Annotated in this window: 20 protein-coding genes; 6 read left to right on the plus strand and 14 right to left on the minus strand. The window is 62.1% G+C overall.

The features are described from left to right. Nucleotides 1-187: 187 nt before the first annotated feature. The 4 genes from metK to DOM58_RS11435 all read right to left on the minus strand — a co-directional run bounded on the left by metK (nt 188) and on the right by DOM58_RS11435 (nt 5,732). Entirely contained in the window at nt 188-1,408 is a 1,221-nt protein-coding gene (metK, locus tag DOM58_RS11420; RefSeq protein ID WP_075560718.1) for a methionine adenosyltransferase, read from the minus strand. A gap of 207 nt (nt 1,409-1,615) precedes the next feature. Further along, nucleotides 1,616-2,419 (minus strand): class I fructose-bisphosphate aldolase, encoded by an 804-nt coding sequence (locus DOM58_RS11425; RefSeq protein ID WP_110692967.1) that lies wholly within the window; start codon nt 2,417-2,419, stop codon nt 1,616-1,618. Next, complete coding sequence (locus DOM58_RS11430) at nt 2,416-4,173, minus strand: glycerol-3-phosphate dehydrogenase/oxidase (protein ID WP_110692968.1); 1,758 nt, start codon at nt 4,171-4,173, stop codon at nt 2,416-2,418. Before DOM58_RS11430 ends, DOM58_RS11425 begins: the two co-directional genes overlap by 4 nt. Beyond that, entirely contained in the window at nt 4,170-5,732 is a 1,563-nt protein-coding gene (locus DOM58_RS11435) for an FGGY-family carbohydrate kinase (protein WP_110692969.1), read from the minus strand. The genes DOM58_RS11430 and DOM58_RS11435 overlap by 4 nt, the downstream gene beginning before the upstream one ends. A gap of 265 nt (nt 5,733-5,997) precedes the next feature. Here DOM58_RS11435 and DOM58_RS11440 point away from each other — a divergent pair, with 265 nt between their 5' ends. Together DOM58_RS11440 and DOM58_RS11445 are read left to right on the plus strand one after the other, a co-directional pair. Then, on the plus strand, nt 5,998-7,104 hold the full coding sequence (locus DOM58_RS11440; RefSeq protein WP_110692970.1) for an alcohol dehydrogenase catalytic domain-containing protein: 1,107 nt from the start codon (nt 5,998-6,000) through the stop codon (nt 7,102-7,104). Continuing rightward, nucleotides 7,101-7,907, plus strand: coding sequence for a DeoR/GlpR family DNA-binding transcription regulator (locus DOM58_RS11445; RefSeq protein WP_110692971.1), 807 nt, complete (start codon nt 7,101-7,103; stop codon nt 7,905-7,907). The genes DOM58_RS11440 and DOM58_RS11445 overlap by 4 nt, the downstream gene beginning before the upstream one ends. An 82-nt stretch (nt 7,908-7,989) precedes the next feature. Here the strand turns inward: DOM58_RS11445 and DOM58_RS11450 are convergent, their stop codons facing one another. The 6 genes from DOM58_RS11450 to rpiB form a co-directional block, all read right to left on the minus strand. Beyond that, nucleotides 7,990-8,946: a D-ribose ABC transporter substrate-binding protein gene (locus tag DOM58_RS11450; protein ID WP_075560712.1), complete on the minus strand. Its 957-nt coding sequence runs from the start codon at nt 8,944-8,946 to the stop codon at nt 7,990-7,992. A 77-nt stretch (nt 8,947-9,023) separates the two neighbouring features. Then, nucleotides 9,024-10,193 (minus strand): ABC transporter permease, encoded by a 1,170-nt coding sequence (locus DOM58_RS11455; RefSeq protein WP_075560711.1) that lies wholly within the window; start codon nt 10,191-10,193, stop codon nt 9,024-9,026. A gap of 92 nt (nt 10,194-10,285) precedes the next feature. Then, entirely contained in the window at nt 10,286-11,842 is a 1,557-nt protein-coding gene (locus DOM58_RS11460; protein ID WP_075560756.1) for a sugar ABC transporter ATP-binding protein, read from the minus strand. Next, the gene (locus DOM58_RS11465) at nt 11,842-12,492 is read right to left on the minus strand and encodes a DUF2291 family protein (RefSeq protein ID WP_110692972.1); all 651 of its coding nucleotides are present in this window, start codon (nt 12,490-12,492) and stop codon (nt 11,842-11,844) included. Before DOM58_RS11465 ends, DOM58_RS11460 begins: the two co-directional genes overlap by 1 nt. Nucleotides 12,493-12,523: 31 nt before the next feature. After that, complete coding sequence (locus DOM58_RS11470; RefSeq protein ID WP_110692973.1) at nt 12,524-13,636, minus strand: MDR/zinc-dependent alcohol dehydrogenase-like family protein; 1,113 nt, start codon at nt 13,634-13,636, stop codon at nt 12,524-12,526. 293 nt (nt 13,637-13,929) lie between these two features. After that, a complete protein-coding gene (gene rpiB, locus DOM58_RS11475) occupies nt 13,930-14,391 on the minus strand; it encodes a ribose 5-phosphate isomerase B (RefSeq protein ID WP_075560708.1) in 462 nt (153 codons plus the stop codon). A 362-nt stretch (nt 14,392-14,753) separates the two neighbouring features. On the opposite strand from rpiB, the gene DOM58_RS11480 reads away from it, so the two are divergent. The 3 genes from DOM58_RS11480 to tkt all read left to right on the plus strand — a co-directional run bounded on the left by DOM58_RS11480 (nt 14,754) and on the right by tkt (nt 19,641). After that, complete coding sequence (locus tag DOM58_RS11480) at nt 14,754-16,478, plus strand: dihydroxyacetone kinase family protein (RefSeq protein ID WP_110692974.1); 1,725 nt, start codon at nt 14,754-14,756, stop codon at nt 16,476-16,478. Nucleotides 16,479-16,630: 152 nt separating this feature from the next. After that, a complete protein-coding gene (locus DOM58_RS11485; RefSeq protein ID WP_110692975.1) occupies nt 16,631-17,398 on the plus strand; it encodes a triose-phosphate isomerase family protein in 768 nt (255 codons plus the stop codon). A gap of 248 nt (nt 17,399-17,646) precedes the next feature. Next, nucleotides 17,647-19,641 carry a transketolase gene (gene tkt / locus DOM58_RS11490; protein ID WP_110692976.1) on the plus strand — a complete coding sequence of 665 codons (1,995 nt, stop codon included), beginning with the start codon at nt 17,647-17,649 and terminating at the stop codon, nt 19,639-19,641. An 88-nt stretch (nt 19,642-19,729) separates the two neighbouring features. Here the strand turns inward: tkt and DOM58_RS11495 are convergent, their stop codons facing one another. Then, nucleotides 19,730-20,716: a sugar-binding transcriptional regulator gene (locus DOM58_RS11495; protein ID WP_075560755.1), complete on the minus strand. Its 987-nt coding sequence runs from the start codon at nt 20,714-20,716 to the stop codon at nt 19,730-19,732. 616 nt (nt 20,717-21,332) lie between these two features. Here DOM58_RS11495 and DOM58_RS11500 point away from each other — a divergent pair. Further along, entirely contained in the window at nt 21,333-21,830 is a 498-nt protein-coding gene (locus DOM58_RS11500) for a 6,7-dimethyl-8-ribityllumazine synthase (protein ID WP_110692977.1), read from the plus strand. 71 nt (nt 21,831-21,901) lie between these two features. Here DOM58_RS11500 and DOM58_RS11505 read toward each other — a convergent pair whose 3' ends face one another. From DOM58_RS11505 to DOM58_RS11515, 3 genes are all read right to left on the minus strand, one after another. Further along, nucleotides 21,902-23,404, minus strand: a complete 1,503-nt coding sequence (locus tag DOM58_RS11505) for a tripartite tricarboxylate transporter permease (RefSeq protein ID WP_075560703.1) — start codon at nt 23,402-23,404, stop codon at nt 21,902-21,904. A gap of 32 nt (nt 23,405-23,436) precedes the next feature. Then, on the minus strand, nt 23,437-23,880 hold the full coding sequence (locus DOM58_RS11510) for a tripartite tricarboxylate transporter TctB family protein (protein ID WP_075560702.1): 444 nt from the start codon (nt 23,878-23,880) through the stop codon (nt 23,437-23,439). 97 nt (nt 23,881-23,977) lie between these two features. Beyond that, complete coding sequence (locus DOM58_RS11515) at nt 23,978-25,030, minus strand: type 2 periplasmic-binding domain-containing protein (RefSeq protein WP_110692978.1); 1,053 nt, start codon at nt 25,028-25,030, stop codon at nt 23,978-23,980. Nucleotides 25,031-25,336 lie beyond the last annotated feature (306 nt).

The raw sequence follows: 25,336 nt of genomic DNA on the forward strand, positions 1-25,336 counted from the left end.
AGTGGCTCGGGCCGTCGATCACCACGATCGGTGATCTACCCGGTCGCCAGCAGATTCGGAAAACGGTAGCCCTGGTAAGACAAGCTCGAAAAAAAGCGGACCCGGGTCGGGTCCGCTATTGCGTCTCTACAGGTCGGACTTCAACGCCCGGTTCCAAACCGGCCGGGCGTATCAGCCACTGCGGCTTTTACAGACCGGCAGCAGCCTTCAAGTCTTCCGCCCTGTCCGTCTTTTCCCACGGGAACGCGGTGAAGGTCTCGGTCTGGGTTTCGCCGTTGACGTCGGTCCAGGTGTAGCTCGATTCGAACGGCTCGCGGCCGAAGTGACCGTAGGCGGCGGTCAGCTGATACATCGGGTGGAGCAGGTCGAGCATCCGCGTGATCGCATGAGGGCGCAGATCGAAGTGATCGCGCACCAGCTCGATGATCTTGGCTTCGCTGATCCTGGCGGTGCCGAAGGTGTTGATTGAGACCGAGGTCGGCTCGGCGACGCCGATGGCGTAGGAGACCTGAATCTCGCACTTGTCGGCGAGCCCGGCGGCGACGATGTTCTTGGCCACGTAGCGTCCGGCATAGGCGGCGCTGCGATCGACCTTGGAGGGGTCCTTGCCCGAGAACGCCCCGCCGCCGTGGCGTGCCATGCCACCGTAGGTGTCGACGATGATCTTGCGTCCGGTCAGGCCGCAATCACCCACCGGGCCACCGATCACGAACTTGCCGGTGGGGTTGATGTGAAAACGCGTCTTGTCGTGAATCCACTCCGCCGGGAGGACATCACGGATGATCAGATCCTCCACCGCCTTGCGCAGATCTTCCTGGGAGATGTCCGGATCGTGCTGGGTCGACAGCACCACGGCGTCGACGCCGTTGGGCTTGCCGTCGTCGTCATAGCTGAAGGTGATCTGGCTCTTGGCGTCCGGGCGCAGCCACGAGAGCGTGCCGTTCTTGCGCAGCTCGGCCTGACGTTCGACCAGCCGATGCGAGTAGTGAATCGGCGCCGGCATCAAAGAGTCGGTCTCGTTGGTGGCGTAGCCGAACATCAGGCCCTGATCGCCGGCGCCCTGATCTTCGGGCTTGCTGCGATCGACGCCCTGGGCGATATCGACGCTCTGCTTGCCGATCAAGTTGATCACGCCGCAGGTTTCACCGTCGAAACCGACTTCCGAAGAGGTGTAGCCGATATCCATGATCACCTTGCGCACCAGGTCTTCCAGATCGACCCAGGCGGTGGTGGAAATTTCACCGGCGACGATGGCGACGCCGGTCTTGACCAGCGTTTCGCAGGCCACGCGAGCCTGCTTGTCGCGCGCGATGATGGCGTCGAGGACAGCATCGGAGATCTGGTCGGCAATCTTGTCCGGATGACCTTCGGACACGGATTCGGAGGTAAACAGAGAGTATTCGCTCATGGCGTACGGAGATCCCTTCGTTCACTGGTTGCGGCCCGCCAATGCGACCCGCGAAACAAAAAAACACAGCGCCGCCGGTCGGAAGGACGGTTGAAACGACGCACGACATCGCTGTTCCGAACGCGCCGGGACAGGGTACGAAAGTCTACACACAGAATCGCTAGCTGCCTATTCTTTGCCACCTAAGCCCCCGATTGACCAGCACTATCAGACACGGGTCATACCGTGCACAGTATCGATCAGTCGCTCGATACCCGCCGTCGCGTTCTCGCGCTGCCAGGCGTTACGCCCGAAGATCACCCCGCGCGCACCGTTGTCCAGGGCATCGCGGGTAAAACGCGCCAACGTCTCGTCGTCGTTCATCGCCGCCCCGCCCAGCACCAGCACGGGAACCGGACAACTCTGCACCAGGGTCCGCATGTCCTCGGGATCATCGGTATATTGCGCCTTGATCAGATCGGCGCCCAGCTCGGCGGCGATTCTCGCGACTCGCGCGATCCGTTCGGCGTCGAGACGACCCTCCTCGCGACTCCCCCACACCACCGCTTCGACGATCAGCGGCAACCCGATCGCTTCACACTGACGCGCGGCTTCCGCCACCGCCTCGAGGTTGTCGGCCTCCCGCCTGGGATCGTCGTAGCCGGATATCAGGCACATCACCACCGCGTCCGCGCCCATCGCCTGGGCCTGGGCTGGCGTTGCGATCATACGGTGATACTCCTCCCCGGCGAGCATGAAGTCGCCCACCATGGGGTAGTCGATTCGCAGCACCACCCTGGGCGCCCGACTGTCGGCGAATAGATCCCCGCAGGACTTGAGCACGCCCGGCGACAGCAGTACCGCCTCTGGCCTTGCCGCGACGATGGCTTCGCAGGTAAGCCGCGCATCGATCGCGTGCGCGACCGGCCCCGCCAGCAGCGTCCGATCGAACGCCACCATGCAGCTCAACTGCGTGTCGCGGCGGAACAACCGCCCGGTTCGCAACCCACTGGAAGAAAAGACGGTCGTCATGGCGCGCTCTCCTGAAAAGACGACTCTACCGGTGTCAGCGAGACGCCGTGTGCGTGCATGGCGACGTCTCTAGCCCGTTCGATTTCGCTGCCTCGGCGCGCGTCCGACCATCCCAGCGCGACACCGCAGAGCGTAGCCACCTCGTCGATCACTGCGCCGTCCAGCTGGCCAGAGAGCGCGATCGGCAAGCGCCGAAACAGCACATCGGCCAGATGTTCGACGCGCTCGAAGCGGCAGACGAAATCGATCTCTCCTTCACGATAGTCGACCAGCGAATCCAGCGGGCGCTGACGAGAGAGGCCATCGACGTCGATCCGTTCACAGTGACGTGCCACCGCGTCGCCACGTGTTCCGTAGCGCGCCAGCAGTACGATCGCGCGGCCACGATCTCCATCACAGAGTTCGGTGACGCGGGCCAGCCACATCTCGCGTGCCGCGGCATCCCGGGGGTAATCCTTCCCCCCGCCGATCGCCAGTTGGCGGGTATCGAGCTCGCGACGCCGGCCCAGTCTGGCGAGCACGTCGTCGGCGACCTCCTCGGCGAACCCTCGAAAGGTGGTCCATTTGCCGCCGACCAGCGACAGCACCGGCCAGTCGTGGATGCGGTCCTCGACGATGGCGTGATCGCGGCTGATCTGCCCCGGATCGGCGGCGTCGCTACGTGGCAGCGGACGCACCCCGCTATAGCGATAGCGGACCTGTTCGGGGCCGATCGGCACGTCGGGGAACAGATAGCGCACCGCCTCGAGCATGTAGTCGCGCTCGTCGTCGTCGCAGATGGCCTGATCGGGATCGGTACAGCGAATGTCGGTGGCGCCGACCAGCACGTGATTCATGAACGGATAGATCAGGCAGATGCGCCCATCCGGGGTGCCGAAATAGATCATACGGCCGTCGAGTTGATCGCGAACCTGCGGCACGTCGACGATCAGATGCCCGCCCTTGGTGCCGCCGATATGCTGCGTTCTGCGCCCCAACTGACGGTTGATCTCGTCGATCCAGGCGCCGCCGGCATTAACGATGATCTGCGGTCGCACCGTGAAAGCGTTGCCCTCTTCATCCTCGAAATTTACCGTTCCCCTGTCGGCGCCGATTAGATCGACGTGGTTGAGTGCCATCGCCCCGCGATGGGTTCGGCAGCCGTCGTCGATCAGCTCGAACCCGAGGCGCTCGGCCTGACTGATCGCCGCGTCGTAATAGGTGTGCAGCGCGCGAACGTCGCGACGGATATCCGGCAGCGACTGATGCACCCTGCGGCCCAGCGTCAGCGAGTGACGCGGCATGCTGCGAAAATGACGCCCGAAGAAGTCATAAAGCGTCAGCCCCAGCTCACTGATCACAATGCCACGGTCATCGATCTTCGCCGGACGACGAAAGAAACGCTGAATCGACGGCCAGATCCCGCCGAACCAGCTGTGCGTCGGCATCGCGGTGCGCAGCGGACGCACCACGTGGGGCGCATTGCGCAGCAGCAGATTACGCTCGCGGGTCGACTGCGCCACCAGCCGGAACTCGCCGGTCTCCAGATACTTGAGTCCACCGTGGATCAGCCGCGACGGCGCGGCGCTGGCGCCGGCACAGAAGTCCTGCTTGTCGACGATCAGGACATCGACCCCCTGCAGCGCCAGATCGCGAAACAGGCCGGCACCGTTGATGCCGGCACCGATGATCAGTACCGACACCGAGGGATCGGCACGCAGACGTTCCAGCGTCTGCCGACGACCCAACGGTGGTGGATTCAAGGGTTGCGTCATCGGGTGGCTCCCGGTTGCGGCATGGATTCGCTCGAGGTAGCGGACGAATTCGAAGACGTGGCCTCGGCGTCGAGCATCGTCCACAGCGACCGCATCCCCTCGACCAGCCGCTGATAGCGCTCGAAGCCCTGCTGACATTCGGCCTGGCGCTCTTGATCCGGCAGGTAACGATGGTCGACCTCGCAGAGCCGAGTCGCTGACTCGATCGAGGGAAAGACTCCGGCGGCCACGCCCGCGCAGATCGCGGCGCCCCAGGCGGCAGCCTCGTGAATCCGCGACGTCTCCAGCGGCCGCCCCAGCGAATCGGCGAACAGCTGGGCCAGCCGCGGCGAGTGACTACCGCCACCGGTGATACGCACGCGGTCGATATTGAACGTCGACGCCAGCGCATCGACATGAACGCGGTGGTTGAATACCACGCCTTCCAGAATGGCGCGCAGCACGTGGCCCCGATCGTGCCAGCCCTGGAGGCCGAACAGCCCGGCGCTGGCGGGTTCGTCGTAGGGCGAGCCGTAAAGGAACGGGTGATAGACCAGGCGCGAAGAACTCTGGAACGCGGCGTCGAGCGCCGCCTCCATGTCAGCGAGAAAGGCGCCGGTACCACCATCGCCGGGCCGGCCCCATTGGCGATGGAACCATTCGAGATTGCTCGACGAGGCCGGCGAGATCGCCATGTTGAGCCACTGACCCGCACGCAGACCGTTGCGCGTCGCCCAGCGCCGATCGGGCTTGGGCGCGTCGGAGAAGACCTCGTTGATGCTGAAGGTGCCGGCCGCGATGGTCAGCGTATCCGACTCGATGTTGCCCAGCCCCACCGCGCTGGCGGTGACATCGTGGAGCCCCGTCGCCACCGGCGTGCCTGCCGTCAGCCCGGTAGCACGGGCGGCCGCCTCGCAGACGTGCCCGGCAATCTCGTCGGACATGCGCACGTTCGGCAGCGTCTCGAAGGCGCTGCCGATGCCCAGCATCGACAGCGCTTCACGGCTATAGCGTTGAGTGTTGACGTCGGTGTAGCCGGTGCTGGCTTCGGTAAAGTCGGTGGCCAGCTCACCGGTCAGCTTGAATCGCAACCAGTCCTTGCAGGTCAGCACGTGCCCGAGCGCCGCAAACCGTTCGGGCTGATATTGCTGCATCCACGCCAGCAGCGTCACCGGCGAGAAGGCGAAAGGGACCTGGCCGATACGGGCCAGCGCCTCGTCGCGCACGCCCTCGCGGCACCAGCGCTCGACGATACCGGCCGCGCGACTATCCAGAGAAGTCATGGCATGACCCAGCGGCTGGCCTTCTCGATCGAGCGGATAGAGCCCGTCGCCATGGCCGGTGACACCTACTGCCACAATATCGCCGCCATGCAGCTCGGCGTTCGTCAGCGCGGCGCGTATCGCCTGGACGGCGCTGGACCAGACCGCCGTCATGTCGCGCTCGACCCAGTGCGCCTTTGGGTGTTCGAGTCGAGAATCCTCCCGTCCGATCCCCACGACGGTGCCCTGGAGATCGAATATCACCGCCTTGGTGGAGCTGGAACCGCCATCGAGCCCCAGCAGATAACCGCGCGACATGACTGTCTCCTGTTGACGGCGCTGCCCCTGACGCGACCAGCACCTTGTACGATCATTTCTAACACTTTATTGAGATAAAACGACGTTAGACGTTGGTGTTAAAGATCGCGCAAGTACCAACCTATTCTTTCACTTTCAATGAATTAAAAACGCATCACTAAAAGCAGATACCTGCCGCGACCAAAGTCATACGGCGAATCGTCACTTTTTGATGTTATGTCTGCATGGATAATCTCAGTGCTTCCGAACATGACTGGAGTGTCCGATGTCCGCTTCTCGATCCGCTCTACCCAAGGAGATGCAGGCCGTGGTCTGCCGTGGCCCCGGTGACTATCGTCTCGAGCGCGTGCCGACGCCTCGGCCCGGCCCCAACGAGCTGGTGCTCAGGATTCAGGCCTGCGGCATCTGCTCGAGCGATCTCAAATGTCGCGACGGCGCCGCGATGTACTGGGGTGACGGCGATCGCTTCGCGCCCTTCGTCAAGCCGCCGATGATCGTCGGCCATGAGTTCGCCGGTGAGGTAGTCGCCCTTGGCGAAGGCGCCGCTGAACACTTTAACGTCGAGTTGGGCATGCGCGTGGTGCCGGAACAGATTCTTCCCTGTCGACAGTGCTTTTATTGCCAGCGCGGCCACTACTGGATGTGCGAGGTGCACAACATCTTCGGCTTTCAGGGCGGCGTCGCCGACGGCGGCATGGCGGAATACCTGCGCGTGCCGGCCAACGCGGTGCTGCATCGGGTGGACCCGCGCCTAAGCCTCGAGGACGCCGCCTTCCTCGAGCCGCTGGCCTGCGGCATTCATGCCATCAATCGCGCCGACATCCAGTTCGACGACATCGTGGTGATCGCCGGCGGCGGACCGATCGGCCTGGCGATGGTGCAGCTCGCCAGACTCAAGACCCCCAGACAGCTGATCCTGGTCGACACCCATGACGAGCGTCTGGCACTGGCTCGCGACTATGGTGCCGATCACGGCTTCAACCCCCATCGCGACGATATCGCCAAGGAGGTACGCGCCTTGACCGGCGGCTACGGCTGCGAGGTCTATATCGATGCTACCGGCTCGTCGAGCGGGGTGATCCAGGGTCTGGAATCGCTGCGCAAGCTGGGCCGTTTCGTCGAATTCAGCGTATTCAAGGAGCCCACCAGTGTCGACTGGTCGACGATCGGTGATCGCAAGGAACTGGATATCCGTGGCTCCCACCTGTCGCCTCACACCTACCCGGTGGCGATCGACCTGCTGGCCCGCGGCTTGGTGACGACCCGCGGCCTCGTCACCCATCACGTGCCCCTGGCCGATTTCGAACGCGGCTTCGAGATCGCCGCCCAGCGTGATTCGATCAAGGTCGTGCTGACGACGGGAGCGTCATGACCTCGCTCGAAACCGTGCCGCCTCGACCCACGACGAGGGGCGCAACAGCACGTCGCCAGGCGATGCTGGACTACATCATTCAGGCCGGCTCGGCCCAGGTCGACGAGCTGGCCGCGCGCTTCGCCGTCAGCCGCATGACGGTGCACCGAGACCTCGATGCGCTTTCCGAACAGGGCATGGTCAACAAACAGCACGGCGGCGTCACCACTCGCTCTTCCAGCGTATTCGAGAGCAATTTCGCGTTGCGCTCACACATCGCCACTCGAGAAAAGCAGGCGCTGGCGCGCGCGGCGCTGGAGGAGATCGCGCCGGGCGAAGCGGTGATGCTCGACGACTCCACTACCGCCAGCGAGCTGGCCTCGCTGCTGCCGGTGCTCGAGCCGCTCACCGTGATTGCCAATGGGCTGGAAAGCATCGATCGGCTCAAATACTCCAGCGGCATCAAGCTGATAACGCTAGGCGGCGACTATCAACCGCGCTTCAACGCGACCTTCGGCCTGCTCTGCGAGCAGACCCTCGCCAACCTGCGCGCCAATGTCGCGATCCTGTCTGCCTCGGCGATCCTGGGTACCACCGCCTACGTGCAGGATCCTGCCGTGACCCAGATCAAGCACGCCCAGATGGCGGCCGCCGAACGCCGAATCCTGCTGGTGCATAGCGCCAAGTTCGGCCGCAGCGCGCTGCACCGACTGGCCGATGTTGCGGAATTCGACCTGGTGTTGATCGATGAAGGCCTGGCCGCCGAGCATCGCCGCGAGCTGGACGACGCCGGCATCCGCTACCGCTTGATCAGAATTTTGTAGCGAAGCCCACGAACGGAATCGCCGCGAGCCAGAGGCCCGCGGCGATGTCATCTCAACAGAGCCTGACCTGTTCAGCAGAGCATCACTGCTCCAGCACGAACGGCGACGTGTACTTGTCGACATTGTCCGGCGTGATCAGCAGGCAATCATAGAGTTTCTTCTCGCCGTCGATCCCGGTTTCGCCGGTGTTGATGAACTTGTCAGCCATGCGCACGGCGTCTTCGGAGAAGATCGCCACCGGCTGCAGCACGGTATATGCCAGTTCGCCGGCCTTGATCGCATCGACCGCATCGGGCGAGCCGTCGAAGCCGCCGACGACGATACCATCCAGCTTGCCGGCTTCCTTGAGGGCAGAGATCGCGCCCAGTGCCATCTCGTCGTTGCCGCTCATCACGCCCTGGATATCCGGGTGCGCCTGCAGCAGACTCTGCATCTTGTTGTTGCCCTGAGTCCGATCCCAGTTGGCGACATCCTCACCGACCTTCTTGAGATCCGGATACTGGCTCAATACGGTTTCATAGCCGTTGGAACGCGTCGCGGCGTTGTTGTCCGACGGTGCACCTTTCAGCTCGACGTAGTTGGCCGAATCGCCGACCGTCTGGACCCACTGCTGCGCGCCCATTGCCGCGCCCTGGGCATTGTTGGAAACCAGCTGCGCCTTGGCCAGCCCCTGTTCGTTGATTTCGGCATTGACCAGGAACACCGGAATGCCGGCGTTGACGGCCTTGCGCACCGCCCCGACGGATCCATCGGCGTTGGCCGGATCAAGAATGATCGCCTTGGCCTGATTGGTGATCGCGGTATCGATCTGGCGGCTTTCGGTATTGGTGTCCCCTTTATGGGCGCTGACATTGGCCTCGTAACCCAACTCTTCCGCGGTTTCACGGGCGATCTTGCCCTCCGTGAACCAGTAAGGGTTGGAGGTGTCGTTGACGATGATCGAGATCAGCCCCTTGTCCTGCGCCATGGCAGTGCCGGCGAGTAGTGGCGCACTCACGGCGAGGGCGGCGATCAGCAGGCGTTTTCCTGTCTTGAACATGATGAATCACCCTTCTGTTGCGGTTGTGTTTGTATAGCTGGTGTTGCTCTGGCTCACATTGATTGGAATCGCATCGATCAATGCTGTGTTGCCGGCTTGCCGGCGGTACTTTCCGCCTCGCTCGTCACGCGTGCGGCGTCGGCGTTCGAGGACGGAGAAGAAGGATTGGCGGGCGCCCCGGGATTCGGCGATCCCGGCTCGGAAACCTTGTCGACGCGCTTCTTGCGCCCGCTGTACTGAATGCTGTTGAGCAGAACCGCCAGCACGATCACCGCACCGGTGAACACGGTCTGCCAGTAGGAAGAGACGCCGATGATGACGAGACCGTCGGAGAGAAAACCGATCACGAAAGCGCCGAGCAGCGTGCCGCGCACGTTGCCGCGGCCGCCGGTCAGCGCCGCGCCGCCGATGACCACGCCGGCAATGGCCGTCAGTTCATAGGTGGTGCCGGCGGTCGGACCGGCGGAGGTCAGCTGGGACGACAGCACCAGGCCGGCGATGGCCGCGCAGATGCCGGAGAGCACGTAGACCGAGACCTGTACTCGCTTGACCGGCACACCGGAGAGTTCGGCCGCCCGTGCGTTACCCCCGGTGGAGTAGACCCAACGCCCGAAAGGCGTACGGGATAGCGCCAGCAGCGCAACGATTGCCACTACCGCCAGGATCAATACCCCCACCGGCACGCCGAACAGGCGATTGAAACCCAGCCAGTCGAAACCGGTATTGCCGAGCTCCGCGCTGCCGCCGAGGTTGTTGTAGGTCAAACCGTCGGTCATCAGCAGCGCCACACCGCGAGCGACATAAAGCAGCCCCAGCGTCGCGACGAAGGCCGGCACCTTGAAGTAGGCGATCAGCACGCCGTTGATGGCGCCGATGAACGCGCCGACCGCGCAGGTCAGGATGACCACCACCCACACCGGCGGATAGAGCGTGACGCCGAACATGTCGAAGCTCACGCCTTGCATCAGAAAGCCCGCGACCACCCCGCACAGTCCCAGCGTCGAGCCCACCGACAGATCGATACCGCCGGTGAGAATGACCAGCAGCATGCCGATCGACAGCAGCCCGAAGATCGCCACGTGGGAGGACATGGTCAGGAAGTTGCTGGTCGAGAAATAGACCGGCGACAGTGACGAGAAAATGATGATGATCGCGATCAGGGCGAAAAAGGCTCGCCCTTCGAGCAGCAGGCGCCCCAGATCGAAGCCACCCCGTTGGCGCTCTGCCGCTTGGCTGTGTTTGGACATATCAAAACTCCGTTCGAGAAAAGGCGCTAACGTGTTCTTGTCAGGCGACCACCGCTTCGCCTCTGTTCAGGCGACCACCGCCTCGCCTCTTGTCAGGCGACCACCGCTTCGCCGGAGGCCGCCATGATCTGTTCCTTGGAAGCGTCGGCGCCGAATTCGGCGGCGATACGCCCACGACTCATCACCACGATCCGGTGGGCAATGCTCAGACATTCGCCGACTTCGGAAGTAGAGAAGACCACCGCAAGCCCCTTTTTGGCCGCACCTTCTGCCAGCAGCTTGAACACCTCGGCCTTGGCACCGATGTCGATGCCGCGACTCGGTTCATCGAGCACCACCACGCGCGGATGCGTCGCCAGCATCTTGCCGATGACCACCTTTTGCTGGTTGCCGCCGGAGAGCGAGCCGATCTCGGCACTGGGGCCGTCGGTCTTGATATGGACGTTGGCGATCGACTCGTCGACCACACCGCGCTCGCGGTTTCCCGACGTCAGCAGCCAGCGAGTGAACGCCTTGATGCTGGCCAGCGACAGGTTCTCGCCCACCGACATGGTCTGCACCAGGCCATCGCGCTGGCGATCTTCCGGCACCAGCACCAGCCCCTTGGCGATGCGCTCGGCGATGCTCAGGTGCGAGACGTCCTCGCCTTCCAGCACCACTCGCCCGCCGCTCAGCGGCACGCGACCGGCGACGCACTCGAGCAGCTCGGTTCGCCCGGCGCCCATCAACCCGTAAATGCAGACGATCTCGCCGGCACGGACGTCCAGCGACAGATGATCGACGACCGAGCGATCCGGCACGGCGGTGTCGGCGATGCTGACGTCGTCGAGCGACAGCGCTATCTCGCCCAGGGCATGACCGGTCGGCGGCGAGCCGAGATCGAAGTTCTCGCCAACCATGTTGCGCACGATCCACTCCAGATCGATGTCCGCCCGTCTGGCATAGGCGGTCATCACGCCGTCACGCAGCACCACCGCGTGCTCGGTGATGAGCAGCGCCTCTTCCAGGTGGTGGGAGATATAGACGATCGATACCCCACGGCTCTTGAGGTCGCGAATCACCCGAAACAGGACCTCTACCTCGGTCGCCGACAGCGCCGAGGTCGGCTCGTCCATGATCAGGATGCGGGAATTCACCGATAGCGCGCGGGCAATTTCGACGATCTGCTGCTGGCCCAGGCGCAGATCCTCCACCGGCGTCAGCGGATCGATCGGCTCGTCGAGTTCTTCCATCAAGGCGCGGGTCTGACGGGCTTCCTCGGCATAGTCGATGCCCATTGCCCCCTTGATCTCGCGCCCCATGAAGATGTTGTCACGGACGCTGAGATTGGGCGCCAGGCTCAGCTCCTGATGGATGATCGAGATTCCCAGGCGCTGCGCATCGGTCGTCGAGGAAAAGCGCACCGGCTCGCCCTCCAGCAGAATCTCGCCGGAGGTCGGCTGCATCACGCCGGAGAGGATTTTCATCAACGTCGACTTGCCGGCGCCGTTTTCGCCGAACAGCGTGGTCACCTGACCCCGGTAGACGTCGAAGTTGACCGTCTTGAGCGCCTGCACGCTGCCGAACGACTTGGCGACATCCCGCGCCGACAGCACGATGTCGTCGGCGGGTTCGCTTACAGGCGCGGGCTGGATGGGAGATGAAGGCATCATTCCACCTCCAGACTGACGGGAGTCACCAGCCAGTTCTTGGGATTGATCAGCTTGAACACCCCGGTCACGCTGACGCTCTTGCCGTCGAGGTTGGGCGTGTCCACATCCGCCAATACCGCTTTCTTCATCGCATCGTTGATCGACGCGCCCGCATTCTGATACTCGATCTGGTTGGTGAACTCGCCGAACGATATCTCGCCGGTAGCATCGCGCAGGTCGGTGCCGTTGATCGCCGGGCCGGTCTGCACGCGAATGGTGATGTCGTCGGACACGCCGTCCACGCTGACCGGATAGATGCCGGAACGAGCTTCGCCGAAAGTGCCGGTGAACGTGACCGGCACCACCGGCCCGAAACCTTCGCCAACACCATATTTCTGCCCCGCCGCGGTGGAGTCATCGAGAACAGCCGACGCCAGCTCACTGGCCTCGACCGCACGCTCCTCGACGCTGGCCTGGATGTCGGGGAAATGCTCGCCACCGTAGGTGTCCGCCGAGAAGCCACCCTCGAGCGCCGCTTCCGAGCCGATCTCGACCACCTTGGTATCCCAGGCCATTACGGCCAGCACTACGACCACGCAGGCACCGATGATCAGACGTCCCTTCAGCTTGTTCGGCGCCGCTGGCCGACTGGCAACTGCTGCACTCATGAAAAGCGTCCTCTTTTGCAAACCTGTCGGCTCAAGGGATCAGCACGATCTTCAAGGACTTCGAACCGCTCTTCATCAGCTCGAAACCTTCCTCGTACTTCTCCAGCGGCAGCTTGTGGGTCACCACGCCGTCGGTGGGATAGTCGCCGTTGCGAATCCCCTCGATCACCAACGGGTAGCAGTACGGACCTAGGTGCGACCCGAGCACGTCGAGTTCCTTGCGGTCGGAGATGATGCTCCAGTCGACGCTGACCGGATCCTTGAACACGCTGAACTCGACGAAGCGCCCCAGCTTGCGGATCATCGACAGGCCCTGCTCCACCGACTTGGGATGCCCGGTCGCCTCGATATAGACGTCGCAGCCATAACCTTCGGTCATCTCCTTGATGATCGAGACCACGTCGTCGCGCTTGGGGTTGAGGGTCAGATCGGCGCCGAACTTCTTGGCCAACTCCAGGCGATCGTCGAACAGGTCCAGCACGATCAATTTCTCGGCACCCGATTTCTTGGCCGCACCGACCATGCCCAGCCCCAGCGTACCGGCGCCGGAAAGCACCACCACATCGCCCAGCTCGATTCTGGCGCGCTGCACCGCATGCAGCGAGCAGGCGTAGGGCTCGATCAGGATCGCCTTCTCCAGCGGCAGTTCCTCGGGGACGTGATAGTTGATCGCCTCCTTCGTGAACTTCATGTACTCGGCCATACCGCCGTTGACGTTGTTCTGGAAGCCGTACAGGTCGTGCTTTTCGCACATCCAGTACTGACCCCGACCGCAGAAGCGACAGTTCCAGCACGGCACGATCTGTTCGGAGATCACGCGATCGCCAACTGCATAGCCTTCAACCTGGGCGCCGATCTTAACCACCCGCCCGATGAACTCGTGCCCCGGGATCATCGGCGCCTTGATATAGGCCGGCTGGGTCTCGTCACCCCAGAAGCTAGGCGCGCCATCGTAGGACTTGATGTCACCGGCGCAGATGCCACATCCCTCGACCTTGATCAGAATTTCCTTGTCATCGATCTCGGGAACCGGCACTTCCTCATAGCGATAATCGTTGGGCGCATAGGCGACCACCGCCTTCATCGTCCTGGGGATATCGCCAGCGGGAGTCGGCTGCGTGGATGTAACGGTAGATTCGCTCATGGGGCCTCCGGAAAACACATGATCAAACTTCGGTCATATGTTTTTAGCCTTATCTTGACCATGACATCAATAGCTCGCGCTCTAAGACTTTAGCCAAACTTATTTTTTAAGCATATAAAACAGTAATTTATTCTATATTCTCAAAAGACATGAGACTAAAGTCATTGGTCAAAATTTGATCTAGGCAAAATAAAAAGGAATTCAAATCGGTACAAAAAAGAACCGATATCGATCATATGAACAATTTCAAGAAAAAGGCGCCTCATCGGGCGCCCTAACTGCGAAAATACTCCTCAGCGATGATCCCGTTCGTAGGCCTCGATCCGATCCACTTTGGGTTGTGATCTCCCGCCCGGATCGAACTCGTTGCTGAGAAACGATTCGGCGATCGTCTTGGCCAGCTCGATACCGATGACGCGAGCGCCCATGGTGACAATCTGGGCATCGTTACTCTTGCGCGCGCGCTCCGCCGAGTAGGTATCGTGGGCCTGTGCAGCGCGGATCCCCGGCACCTTGTTGGCCGATATCGCCACACCGATACCCGTGCCGCACATCAGAATGCCGCGATCGTAGCGCCCCTCACCAATCGCTTCCGCGACAGCGATCGCGATATCCGGATAGAGCACCGGCTTCGCGTCATGAGTTCCAAAGTCCTCGACCTCGTGCCCCAGGGATCTGACGTGCTCGATCATTGCCTGCTTCATTTCATAGGCCGCTTCATCACATCCCAGCGCCACTCGCCATTTCTGTGCCATCACTCACCCTCCCATGCCGTCAACGGCGTCGATTGCCGATGGGACATCATAGCGGCACGCCGATCATATGAACAACACGCATCCATATGAGCAAATAGTAGTACTCCAAAAGAGAAAATCGTGCTCTTGGAAAGCGCCGAACGGCACTATTCAGGCCGACGCCGTGAATGAACTCGCTCTAACCCACCGTTCACTTGTCCACCAAAGTCGCATATCGCGTGGGATTGCCGTCGCTATGATGATCGCTATCGCCGCGCAAAACCAAATGCGCACAACAAGATCATATTTTCATCAGGCGGTGGCGCCAGGACGATCCTGAGCCGCTCAGCCTGGCATTCACCCAGTTGCCGGGAGCGTCGGCCATGACACGTCTTTACAACGACCCTGTGAATTTCGTCGATGAAGCCACCGAAGGATTCGTCGCCGCGCATGCGCAGCGCGTCTGTCAGATCCCCGGGGGCGTCATCCGCAGCACTCGCAGCGAACCGGGAACCGTTGCCGTCGTCATCGGCGGCGGTTCCGGGCACTACCCCGCCTTCGCCGGTCTGGTCGGCCAGGGCCTGGCTCACGGCGCGGTCATGGGCAACCTGTTCGCCTCACCCTCGGCGCAGCAGGTCTACAACGTCTGCAAGGCCGCCAATAACGGTGCCGGCGTGCTGCTCAGCTTCGGCAATTACGCCGGTGACGTGCTGCATTTCGGTCAGGCGCGGGAACGCCTGATTCGCGAGGGTATTCCCTGCGAGATCGTCGCCGTCATCGACGACGTTTCCAGCGCCAGTCAGGATGAAATTCACAAGCGGCGCGGCATCGCCGGCGACTTGACCGTGTTCAAGATCGCGGCGGCGGCCGCGGAGGCGGGTTATTCGCTCGAAGAGGTCGTGCGCATCTCGCGCGCCGCCAATTTCCGCACGCGCTCGATGGGCGTGGCGTTCGATGGCTGTACCTTGCCGGGGGCGAAGGATGCCCTGTTTCATGTGCCGCCGGGCAAGATGGCGGTCGGCCTCGGTATTCACGGCGAGCCGGGCATCAGCGAGCAGGACGTACCCACCGCCGACGCCCTGGCGGAACTGCTCGTCTCGCATCTCCTCGACGAGATCCCCGAGGGGATCGACAGTGCCAAGGGCGCCAGAGTGTCGGTGCTGCTCAACGGTCTGGGTTCGATCAAGTACGAAGAGCTGTTCGTGGTCTATCGCCGGGTTCACCAACTCCTTGGCGATGCGGGGCTCGAAATTGTCGAGCCGGAGGTCGGCGAGCTGGTGACCAGTCTCGACATGGCAGGCGCATCGTTGACGCTGTTCTGGCTCGACGACGAACTGGAGCGACTGTGGAAAGCCCCCGCGGACGCCCCGGCCTATCGCAAGGGCAGTCTCGAAGCGGCGCCGCCGATCGACGCATCCCAGCTCGATATTCCCGACGCCGACGCCATTCCTCCGGCGAGCGAGTCATCGATCGCCGCGGCCCGCTGCCTGTATAGCGCCTTGAGCGCGACGCGCAAGATCATCGATCAGAACGTGGAAGAGCTCGGCCGTCTGGACGCCATCGCCGGCGACGGCGACCACGGCATCGGCATGCAGCGCGGCGTGGTGGCGGCCGAACTGGCAGCCGAGGACGCCGTCAGTCGCAACGCGGGCGCCGGCACGCTGCTACGCTTGGCGGCAGAGGCGTGGTCGGATCGCGCGGGCGGCACGTCCGGCGCCATCTGGGGCGTCATGCTCAACGCGCTGAGCGTGACGCTCGGCGATGACGACGAGCCGACACCGGCGCTTTATGCGCAGGGCATCACCAAGGCCAAGGACGACGTCATGGCGTTCGGCAAGGCCAAACTGGGCGACAAGACGCTGGTCGATGCGCTGGCACCGTTCAGTGAAACGCTCGAACGCGCCGTTGCCGAGGGAGAAACACTTTCGGCCGCCTGGGCCAAGGCCGTCGAGGCGGCTGACAATGCCGCCAAGGCCACGGCCGATCTGAAGCCCAAGCTGGGACGAGCTCGACCCCTGGCGGAAAAGAGTCTGGGTACCTCGGATCCCGGTGCGGTATCGCTCTCGCTGATCGTCGCCGCCGTTCAGACCGTCATCGATCAGCGCTGAACGTACCGGCCAGGCGCTAGCCGTCTGACCGCGAACTGTCCAGCCACGAACTGGATAGCCACGAACCGGATAGCCACGAACCGGATAGCCACGAACCGGGCGATGTCACCACCGGTTCGTGGTCAATCAAGAGCGAGTATCCCGAGAACGTCATGGCCAAACTCCCGATCACCTTGGGTATCAGTTTCAAGATGTATTTCGGCTACGCCCAGACAGTCAGTTGGTGTCGCCAGATCGCTGACAAGGTTGCCCCTCACCCGGCCATCCAGGATGGCCGGGTGTCGCTTTTCGTGCTGCCCAGCTTCCCTGCCCTGCCACCGGTGCTCGAGTGTTTTGCCGATACGCCCATCGGCGTCGGCGGCCAAAACCTGTATCAGTCGCCGCACGGTGCTTATACTGGAGAGGTGAGTGGTGCCATGCTGGCCGAAATGGGCTGTCGATATGTCGAGATCGGCCACGCCGAACGGCGGCGTCTGTTCGGAGAAGATGCCCACGTCGTCGCCGCCAAGACCCAGGTGGCACTGGAACACGGTTTGGTTCCGGTGCTGTGTATCGGCGAGGCCGATCATGGCGATCCGTTCGAGGCCATTGCCGACTGTCGCGAACAGATCGATTCGGCGCTGTCCTTGGCGACGCCGGCACAACGCTCGCAGCAACTGGTGATTGCCTACGAACCGCACTGGGCGATCGGCGCGGCACAGCCGGCATCACTTGCCCACATTGCAGCGGTTTGTCAGGGCTTGCGCGAACACCTGTCCCGGCATTCATCTGCTACGGTGATCTATGGCGGCAGCGCGGGCCCCGGTCTATTGACCCGGTTGGCAGGACAGGTCGACGGTTTGTTTCTGGGTCGATTTGCCCACGATCCGGCGGCCTTCGAGACCATCGTGAACGAAGCCGCGCTGCTCACATCAAACTAGTCAGTCGCGCTACACTTGAATCAGCTGCGCGGCACTGATTCATTCAGCTGCGCGGCACTTGTTAGACGTGCAAAACAGGTCAGACGTGCAAAACAGGTCAGACGTGCAAAACAGGTCAGCGGTATGAGGCCGACCAGCCGCGCTACACTAGGTAGTCGTGTCAAACTGAGAGTCTAGTCGTGTCAAACTGAGAGCCAGATCGCGTCTCGCGCCATTATTTATCCAAGATCTAGGGGATTCGAAAGCCAATGCCATCTCGTCGCCAGCTAGCCAACGCCATCCGTGCGCTTTCCATGGACGCCGTACAGAAGGCCAACTCCGGCCATCCCGGTATGCCGATGGGCATGGCGGATATCGCTGAAGTGCTGTGGAACGATCATCTCAAGCACAACCCGGCCAATCCGGACTGGGAAGATCGCGACCGCTTCATTCTCTCCAACGGTCACGGCTCGATGCTGCACTACTCGCTGCTCCATCTGACCGGTTACGACCTGCCGATGAAAGAGCTCGAGAACTTCCGTCAGCTGGGTTCGAAGACCCCCGGTCACCCGGAACACGGCTACACACCCGGCATCGAGACCACCACCGGTCCGCTGGGTCAGGGCCTCGCCAACGGTGTCGGCATGGCCATCGCCGAGCGCACGCTGGCCGCGCAGTTCAACCGTGACGGTCACGAGATCGTCGACCACCGCGTCTGGGTATTCGCCGGCGACGGCTGCCTGATGGAAGGCATCAGCCACGAAGCCTGCTCGCTGGCCGGTACGCTCGGCCTCGGCAACCTGGTCGTGTTCTACGACGACAACGGCATCTCGATCGACGGGGAAGTCGAAGGCTGGTTCACCGACGATACCGGCAAGCGCTTCGAGGCCTACCACTGGCACGTGATCCGCGATGTCGACGGCCACGATGCCGAGCAGATCAGTGCCGCCATCGAAGAAGCCAAGAGCGTTACCGACAAGCCCTCGCTGATCATCTGCAAGACCGTGATCGGCTTCGGCTCGCCCAACAAGGCCGGCAAGGAAGAGAGCCACGGTGCCGCGCTGGGTGAAGACGAAGTCGCCGCCGCGCGCAAACAGCTTGGCTGGGAATATCCGGCGTTCGAGATCCCGGACGAGTACTACCAGGCGTGGGACGCGCGCGACGAGGGCAAGAAGCGCGAAGCCGAGTACGACGAGAAACTGGCCGCCTACGAGAAGGCCCATCCGGAACTCGCCAAGGAGCTCAAGCGCCGCTACAACGGCGAGCTGCCGGCCAGCTTCGACGGCGATGCCCTGATCAAGGCAGCGCAGGAAAAGTCCGAGACCACCGCTTCCCGCAAGGCGTCGCTGGGCGTGCTCAACGAACTGGGGCCGGATCTGCCCGAACTGTTCGGCGGCAGTGCCGACCTGGCGCCGTCCAACCTGACGCTGTGGAAAGGCGCCAAGGCGATCACCAAGGACGACTTCAACGGCGGCTATCTGCACTATGGCGTGCGCGAATTCGGCATGGGCGCGATCGCCAACGGTATCGCCACCCATGGCGGCTTCATTCCCTATGACGCCACCTTCCTGGTGTTCATGGAGTACATGCACAACGCCGTGCGCATGTCGTCGCTGTCGCACACCCGGATCCTCCACGTCTTCACTCACGACTCCATCGGCCTGGGCGAAGACGGTCCCACGCACCAGCCGATCGAACAGCTGGCCGACCTGCGCAATCTGCCGGGCCTGGCCACCTGGCGCCCCTGCGATGCCACCGAAACCACGGCAGCCTGGGTCGAGGGTCTGAAGCGTGAAAAAGGTCCGACCGCGCTGATCTTCTCGCGTCAGGATCTGCCGGCACAGTCGCGTGACGAGGCTCAGTTGAAGAACATCCGTCGCGGTGGCTACGTGTTGAAGGATGCCGAAGGCGGCAAGCCGGAACTCATCCTGATCGCCACCGGTTCCGAAGTGGGCCTGGCAATGGACGCCGCCAAGGAACTCGAAGGCAAGGGCAAGAAGGTTCGCGTGGTTTCCATGCCGTGCACCAGCGCTTTCGACGAGCAGGATGATAGCTATCGCGAGTCCGTGCTGCCCAAAGCGGTCCGCTCGCGTCTGGCGGTGGAAGCGGCCATTCCGTCGACCTGGTACAAGTACGTCGGTCTCGACGGCGATGTCATCGGCATGACGACCTACGGCGAATCCGGCAAGGCCGGCGACCTGTTCAAGCACTTCGGCTTCACCGTCGACAACGTCGTCACGCGTGCCGAGAAGCTGCTGGGTTAATTTTCAGCGTCTGAAAGCTCGAAACGAAGCGCCCGGCCTGTTCGAATCGAATGGCCGGGCGTTTTTCGTTGCGGGGGTCATAAAACGTTCAATCGGGCTTGTCGTCGATTCGTGTCGCTTCGTCCAGACGCAGAATGGTGTGAGCGTTGGTGACGCTGGTCGCCAGCGTATCGATGACACCCGTGCGCAGCGCACCGAGAATGCCGGCCGCCTTGGTATTCTCGGCGGCGATGGCGATGACGTCGGGAATCCGCGCCAGGTCGGTGATCGTCAGGCCGATGACGCGGCCCTGCATCGGCGTCATCGACGGGCGGCCGTAGATGTCGATGAAGTCGTAGCCCATCATGTCGCCGACCGTGCCGGAGAGGCGTGCCTCGGCCGTCTCCTGGGGCGTGAACCAGCCCATCCGCACCATGTTGCTGTTTTCGCTGAGATCGCCGATGCCGATCAGGGCGAGATCGGCGCGCCGGGCACGGTCCAGCGTCTGGCGGATGGTCGGGTTTTCGTACATCGCGTCGCGCAGCTCGAGATTCTGCACCAGCGCCGGCGCGTAGAGCGTCTCGCTGTCGCCGCCGAACTTGATCGCCAGCCGGCGACAGATGTGGTCGGGGTTCATGTACTCCCCCGCCCGCACCGAGCCGCCGATGGCGCAGACGAACGAACACTGGCGCTGACCCTGTTCGAACACGTTGTCCGCCACCGCACCCACGTTGCGGCCCATGCCGACGGCGACGATCGCCCCCTCGCTCAGCTGGCGGGAAAGATGATCGGCCACCAGGCTCGCCACGTTGGCGCGCTGGCCATCGGACTCGGCGTGATCGAGCGCGATCAAGGCGCGCTTGATCCCGAAACGCCGCTTGAGCGCCTGCTCGATTTCCGCACTGACGGCGGGATGCTGACGTACCCTGACATCGACGATCCCCTCCGCCTGGGCGCGCTTGAGCAATCGCCCCGCCTTGACCCGAGAGATCCCCAGCCGATTGGCGATGACCTCCTGCGTTTCCCCCTCGGTGTAATAGAGAGTGGCAATTTCCGTCATCAGGGCAATATCGGCGTTCTCGTTGCGCTCGTTCATGCACGCTTCCATGATTTGAAAAAGATCGAGTCGGTTTGAAAAGGTCGAATTCGGCTCGGCTTGGCTGCCCAACGATACCACAGGCACCACCGACTCCGGCTTTCTCAGGAGCCAGGAACGGCGTAGACTATCGGCGGATTGCGGTTCGCCGCAGTCGGTTCTCAGGGCGGGGTGAAAGTCCCCACCGGCGGTGATGGTGTCAAGGGAGAGACTCTCTCCCGCGCCTAAGCCCGCGAGCGCTCGCCGATTATCGGAGGCGTTGGAAAGACAGACGAGCCGTTGAAGCGCAAGGCGCACGGCGCGCAGAGGACGAGGCATAACGGGTTGTTAGCCGAATTCTCGAGCACCGCGCAACGCAGCGATTCGCAGGCGCAGTCGTCTTACCAGCGTCACCGCGACGAGGTCAGCAGATTCGGTGAGATTCCGAAGCCGACGGTGATAGTCCGGATGAAAGAGAACGGTTCCCCTTGCTAGGATTTGAAAACCTAATGACGATCCGGCCGGTTCATCCGTCGCTATCGATGTTTTACCATTGATCGACGCTGTTACCCGCCAGCTCCGACCCCAAGCGGATCCGCAGCCCTGATTCTGGTTAACCAACGTTCAGGAAACGACCATGAATCAGTCCTATCCGCCGCAGCTCTCTCCCCAGACGCTGTCGCAACGCATCGCCTTCATCCGCGCCGACTGGCACGGAGATATCGTCGGTAACTGCCACACTGCCTTTCTGGAAACCGTCGCCGAACGCGGCTTTGCCGTCGATCAGGTCGATACCTTCACCGTGCCCGGCGTGTTCGAGATTCCGCTGCAGGCCAAGCTGCTGGCCAAGAGCGGTCGTTACGCCGCGATCGTCGCCTCCGGATTCGTCGTCGACGGCGGCATCTACCGCCACGATTTCGTCTCCACCGCCGTGATCGATGCGCTGATGGCGCTGCAGGTCGAGCAGGAAGTGCCGGTGCTCTCCGCGGTGCTGACGCCGCATCACTTCCACGAGCACGAAGCGCACACGACCTTCTTCCGCGAGCACTTCCTGACCAAGGGTCGCGAAGCCGCCGAGGCGTGCCTAACGACGATGGAAAATCTCAACCAAGTGCGCAAACTGAGCGCCGATTGAGTCTCTATCGTCCCGACGCAAAGCGCCCATGCCATCCTCGATGACATGGGCGCTTTTTCGTGACAGGAGCGTCAGCTTTCGACGGTCGGCTGCCGGCGATTGCGCACCCGCAGATAGATCGCGAATGCCACGGAGACCGCGATCAACACCCACAGGAACATCGCGATCGGACTCTTGGTGAAGAAGATCGAGAGATTGCCGTAGGATTCGATGCTCTTGACGAAGTAGACCTCCGCCGACTTGCCCAGAATGAAGCCGATGATCAGCGGTACCGTCTCCAGCCCGATCTTGTGAGCGACCCAGCCGAAAATACCGAACAGCAGCAGTGTCCAGACATCGAACATGATCCCGTAGTTGATGGCGTAAGCGCCCACCACACACATCATGATGATCAGCGGATAGAGAATGTACTTGGGTACCTCGATCACCTTGGCGATATGGCGGATCGCGAAGTACATGATCCCGAACATCATCACGTTGGCCGCCAGCAGCGCGATGATCATCAGATACCAGGTATCGATGTTGTTGCCGATGAACAGCGGCCCGACCTGAATACCCTGCAGCGTGAAGGCACCGATCAGGATCGCGGTCGTGGAATCCCCCGGAATGCCCAGCGAGAGCAATGGCACCAGTGCGCCACCGGTCAACGCGTTGTTGGACGATTCCGAAGAGACGATCCCCTGCGGCGCGCCCTTGCCCATCTGGGAAGAGTCCCGCGAGAAGTTCTTCTCCTGGCTGTAGGCCAGCACCGAAGCGGCGCTACCGCCGACCCCCGGCAGGATTCCGATGAAGGTACCGATGCTCGAGGAGCGCACCAGATTGGTCAGTTGGCCCTTGAACACGCTGAACTTGAACTTGGCGCCGCCCTTGAGCGATATCGGCCCCTGACCGGTCTCGTCCTTGAACCCTTTCTCGGCATCCAGCAGTACGGTGGTCAGACCGAAGATGCCGATCAGTACCGGCAGCAGCGAGAACCCATCGATCAGGTAGTACTGCATGAAATCGAACATCAACCGCGGCTCGCCATTGCCGCCCTCGGTGATCGAGTAGGTGCCGATCAGGCTCAACCAGACGCCCAGCACGCCGCTGAAGATCCCCATCAGCATGTTGGAGCAGAGTGAAGCAATGACCGTCAACGCCAGCAGGATGATCAGGAACTTCTCGACATAGGAGAACTTGATCGCGAAGTCCGCCAGCACCGGGGCGAAGAAGAACAGTACCGCGGCGCTGAACAGCCCGCCGAAGACCGAGGCGACGATACCGATCTTGAGCGCGCGCTCGCCTTCGCCGCGCCTGGCCATCGGGTAGCCGTCGAACGTGGTGGTGATCGACGATGGCGTACCGGGGATGTTGATCAATACCGCAGGCACCATGCCGCCCGAGATACCGCCGACGTAGAGCCCCAGCAGCAGCGCGATGCCGTTCTGGAGCCCGAAGGCGTAGGTCAGTGGCAGACACACGGCCACCGCCATGGTGGCGGTCATGCCGGGGATCGCGCCGAAAATGATGCCGATCAACGTTCCCGCGGCGATCAGCCCGAAGAACATCGGCGTGAGATGAGACAGGATATCCATGAGACGAGTCTCCGACGGACAGGGCTAAGAAATCAGGGCAAGGTGATGCGGAACAGCTGCGCCAGCACGTACCACGCCAGCGTCGGCGCAATCAGCGCGTTCAGCACGAGAATGACGAACAGGCGCCGCGTCAGATGATCGACATACAGCAGCGACAACAGAAACACGAACGCCACCGACATGATCAGAAAGCTGTAGCCGGTGTTGGGAAACACGTCGCTCAGCACGCTCATCAGATAGAAGTAGGCCGTCGTCAGGGCCAGCGTGCCGAAGAAACGCTTGTGATCGAACTCGCCCTCGCGCCCGACCAGTACGCGGCCTGCGCGTTTGAGCCCCGGTACCAGCAAGCGGTAGCGGGTGACCACGATCATCGCCAGCAGGATGACCAGGATCCAGGTGATGATACGGGGGAAAAAGAGATGCGATTGGTCGAAGTCGATAGTCACATCGAGCATCGACAGCCATTGGCTTTCCATGGAAAGCGGCTCCTGCGCCGGATCGTCGCCGGCAGTCTCAGTGGTGGAAACGAAGTCGTGCCGGTCGACGACCCTGGTCGACCGGCACGCGGCAGGATCAGCCTTTCAGATTGCTGATGATGGTCTTGTACTCGTCGTTCTTCTCTTTCAGGTAGCCGGCGGCTTCTTCGGAAGGCTTGTAATCAGGCACGAAGAACGAACGCTTCAGCTGGTCCTTGAACTCGTCGTCCTTATAGACCTCAGCGAGCGCATTATCGATGCACTTGATGGCAGCGGGATCCATATCCTTGTTGTAGAGAAGGAAGAATTCCTTATCGAAGGTGAAGTCCTCGTCTTCACTCATCGGCACGCTGGACTTCGGCGTCACGTACTGCAGCAACTGCTCCCGCGTGGTGTCACCCATGCCTTCTTCGTTGGTCTCGGCGATGGTCTTTTCCCGCGCCGTGATCCAGACGAAGCGCATGGCCTTCTGGTCGTCCTCGGGCAGCTGGGTGTACTGCTCGTTGGCCTGGACCGAGCCGTTGATCACATCCACCGCACCGTCGAACAGAAGCTGGTTCTTGTCGGCCTGAGAGCCGGTGTTGACCGCAACGAGGTTGCTCTCCTTGCCCGGATACTTCGCACGCACAGCGTTCTTCATTGCCGTCAGGCCGATCTCGGAAACGCCGCCCGGCTGGATGGCGACCTTCACTTTCTTGCCCTCACCCGCCGCTTCGATGATGTCGCTCATCGACTGATAGGGTGAATTCTTGGGTACCAGGTAGGCATTACCCGGATTGATCGCCACCGTCGGCCCCACGACGAACTTGTCGAAGATGTTCGGATAGCCGTTCACGCCGTAGAGGTTGCCCAGGTAGGCGCCATCGTGAAAGATCATGATCGTGTTGCCGTGGCGACTACGCTCCAACGCCTGGAAGCCGGGCATGACGCCGACGGCGTCGACCTTGGCGTTGATATCGAGCTGGTCGGCCAGCTTGTCGACCACCATGCTGGAGGCCTGATAGGTATCCCCGCCGGTCGACGTCGAACCGATCACCACCCGCAGGTTGCCCGGAATCGGGCAGTCGTCGGCGGCCTGGGCGGAGGCCGATACGCCGATGGCGGCGGTAGCCAGCACGGCCAGGCAGGTCTTGCTCAGAATCGCTTTCATGATGCGTCTCCCTCATACCGTTGTCTCACGGCCGGAGCACGAACCACTGCTCCGCTCTTCCGCAAGATTTAAATGACAGTCCGCAAGATCCAAATGACCGTTCGCAAGATCTCAATGACAGTCCGTAAGATCTAGATGATAGCGTTATCATCGAACACGTCTTGCAAGGTAGAGAAAGCGACTTTGTCAGACAATTCAACTTAAGTCGCCCGACCAAAGTCGCACCCAGCGAGCTTTAGCAACTACCTGATATCGAGGCGAAAAAAAGCCCGGCACTAGGCCGGGCTTTTACCGCTGACAACCAAC

Origin of the sequence: Salinicola halophyticus, assembly GCF_003206695.1 — a bacterium.
GTDB classification, from domain to species: Bacteria; Pseudomonadota; Gammaproteobacteria; order Pseudomonadales; family Halomonadaceae; genus Salinicola; species Salinicola halophyticus.

What these genes read in the sequence shown, in the direction of transcription:
- metK (WP_075560718.1), bottom strand. Translation starts at nt 1,408, where the DNA reads ATGAGCGAATACTCTCTGTTTACCTCCGAATCCGTGTCCGAAGGTCAT.
- DOM58_RS11425 (WP_110692967.1), bottom strand. Translation starts at nt 2,419, where the DNA reads ATGACGACCGTCTTTTCTTCCAGTGGGTTGCGAACCGGGCGGTTGTTC.
- DOM58_RS11430 (WP_110692968.1), bottom strand. Translation starts at nt 4,173, where the DNA reads ATGACGCAACCCTTGAATCCACCACCGTTGGGTCGTCGGCAGACGCTG.
- DOM58_RS11435 (WP_110692969.1), bottom strand. Translation starts at nt 5,732, where the DNA reads ATGTCGCGCGGTTATCTGCTGGGGCTCGATGGCGGTTCCAGCTCCACC.
- DOM58_RS11440 (WP_110692970.1), top strand. Translation starts at nt 5,998, where the DNA reads ATGTCCGCTTCTCGATCCGCTCTACCCAAGGAGATGCAGGCCGTGGTC.
- DOM58_RS11445 (WP_110692971.1), top strand. Translation starts at nt 7,101, where the DNA reads ATGACCTCGCTCGAAACCGTGCCGCCTCGACCCACGACGAGGGGCGCA.
- DOM58_RS11450 (WP_075560712.1), bottom strand. Translation starts at nt 8,946, where the DNA reads ATGTTCAAGACAGGAAAACGCCTGCTGATCGCCGCCCTCGCCGTGAGT.
- DOM58_RS11455 (WP_075560711.1), bottom strand. Translation starts at nt 10,193, where the DNA reads ATGTCCAAACACAGCCAAGCGGCAGAGCGCCAACGGGGTGGCTTCGAT.
- DOM58_RS11460 (WP_075560756.1), bottom strand. Translation starts at nt 11,842, where the DNA reads ATGCCTTCATCTCCCATCCAGCCCGCGCCTGTAAGCGAACCCGCCGAC.
- DOM58_RS11465 (WP_110692972.1), bottom strand. Translation starts at nt 12,492, where the DNA reads ATGAGTGCAGCAGTTGCCAGTCGGCCAGCGGCGCCGAACAAGCTGAAG.
- DOM58_RS11470 (WP_110692973.1), bottom strand. Translation starts at nt 13,636, where the DNA reads ATGAGCGAATCTACCGTTACATCCACGCAGCCGACTCCCGCTGGCGAT.
- rpiB (WP_075560708.1), bottom strand. Translation starts at nt 14,391, where the DNA reads ATGGCACAGAAATGGCGAGTGGCGCTGGGATGTGATGAAGCGGCCTAT.
- DOM58_RS11480 (WP_110692974.1), top strand. Translation starts at nt 14,754, where the DNA reads ATGACACGTCTTTACAACGACCCTGTGAATTTCGTCGATGAAGCCACC.
- DOM58_RS11485 (WP_110692975.1), top strand. Translation starts at nt 16,631, where the DNA reads ATGGCCAAACTCCCGATCACCTTGGGTATCAGTTTCAAGATGTATTTC.
- tkt (WP_110692976.1), top strand. Translation starts at nt 17,647, where the DNA reads ATGCCATCTCGTCGCCAGCTAGCCAACGCCATCCGTGCGCTTTCCATG.
- DOM58_RS11495 (WP_075560755.1), bottom strand. Translation starts at nt 20,716, where the DNA reads ATGAACGAGCGCAACGAGAACGCCGATATTGCCCTGATGACGGAAATT.
- DOM58_RS11500 (WP_110692977.1), top strand. Translation starts at nt 21,333, where the DNA reads ATGAATCAGTCCTATCCGCCGCAGCTCTCTCCCCAGACGCTGTCGCAA.
- DOM58_RS11505 (WP_075560703.1), bottom strand. Translation starts at nt 23,404, where the DNA reads ATGGATATCCTGTCTCATCTCACGCCGATGTTCTTCGGGCTGATCGCC.
- DOM58_RS11510 (WP_075560702.1), bottom strand. Translation starts at nt 23,880, where the DNA reads ATGGAAAGCCAATGGCTGTCGATGCTCGATGTGACTATCGACTTCGAC.
- DOM58_RS11515 (WP_110692978.1), bottom strand. Translation starts at nt 25,030, where the DNA reads ATGAAAGCGATTCTGAGCAAGACCTGCCTGGCCGTGCTGGCTACCGCC.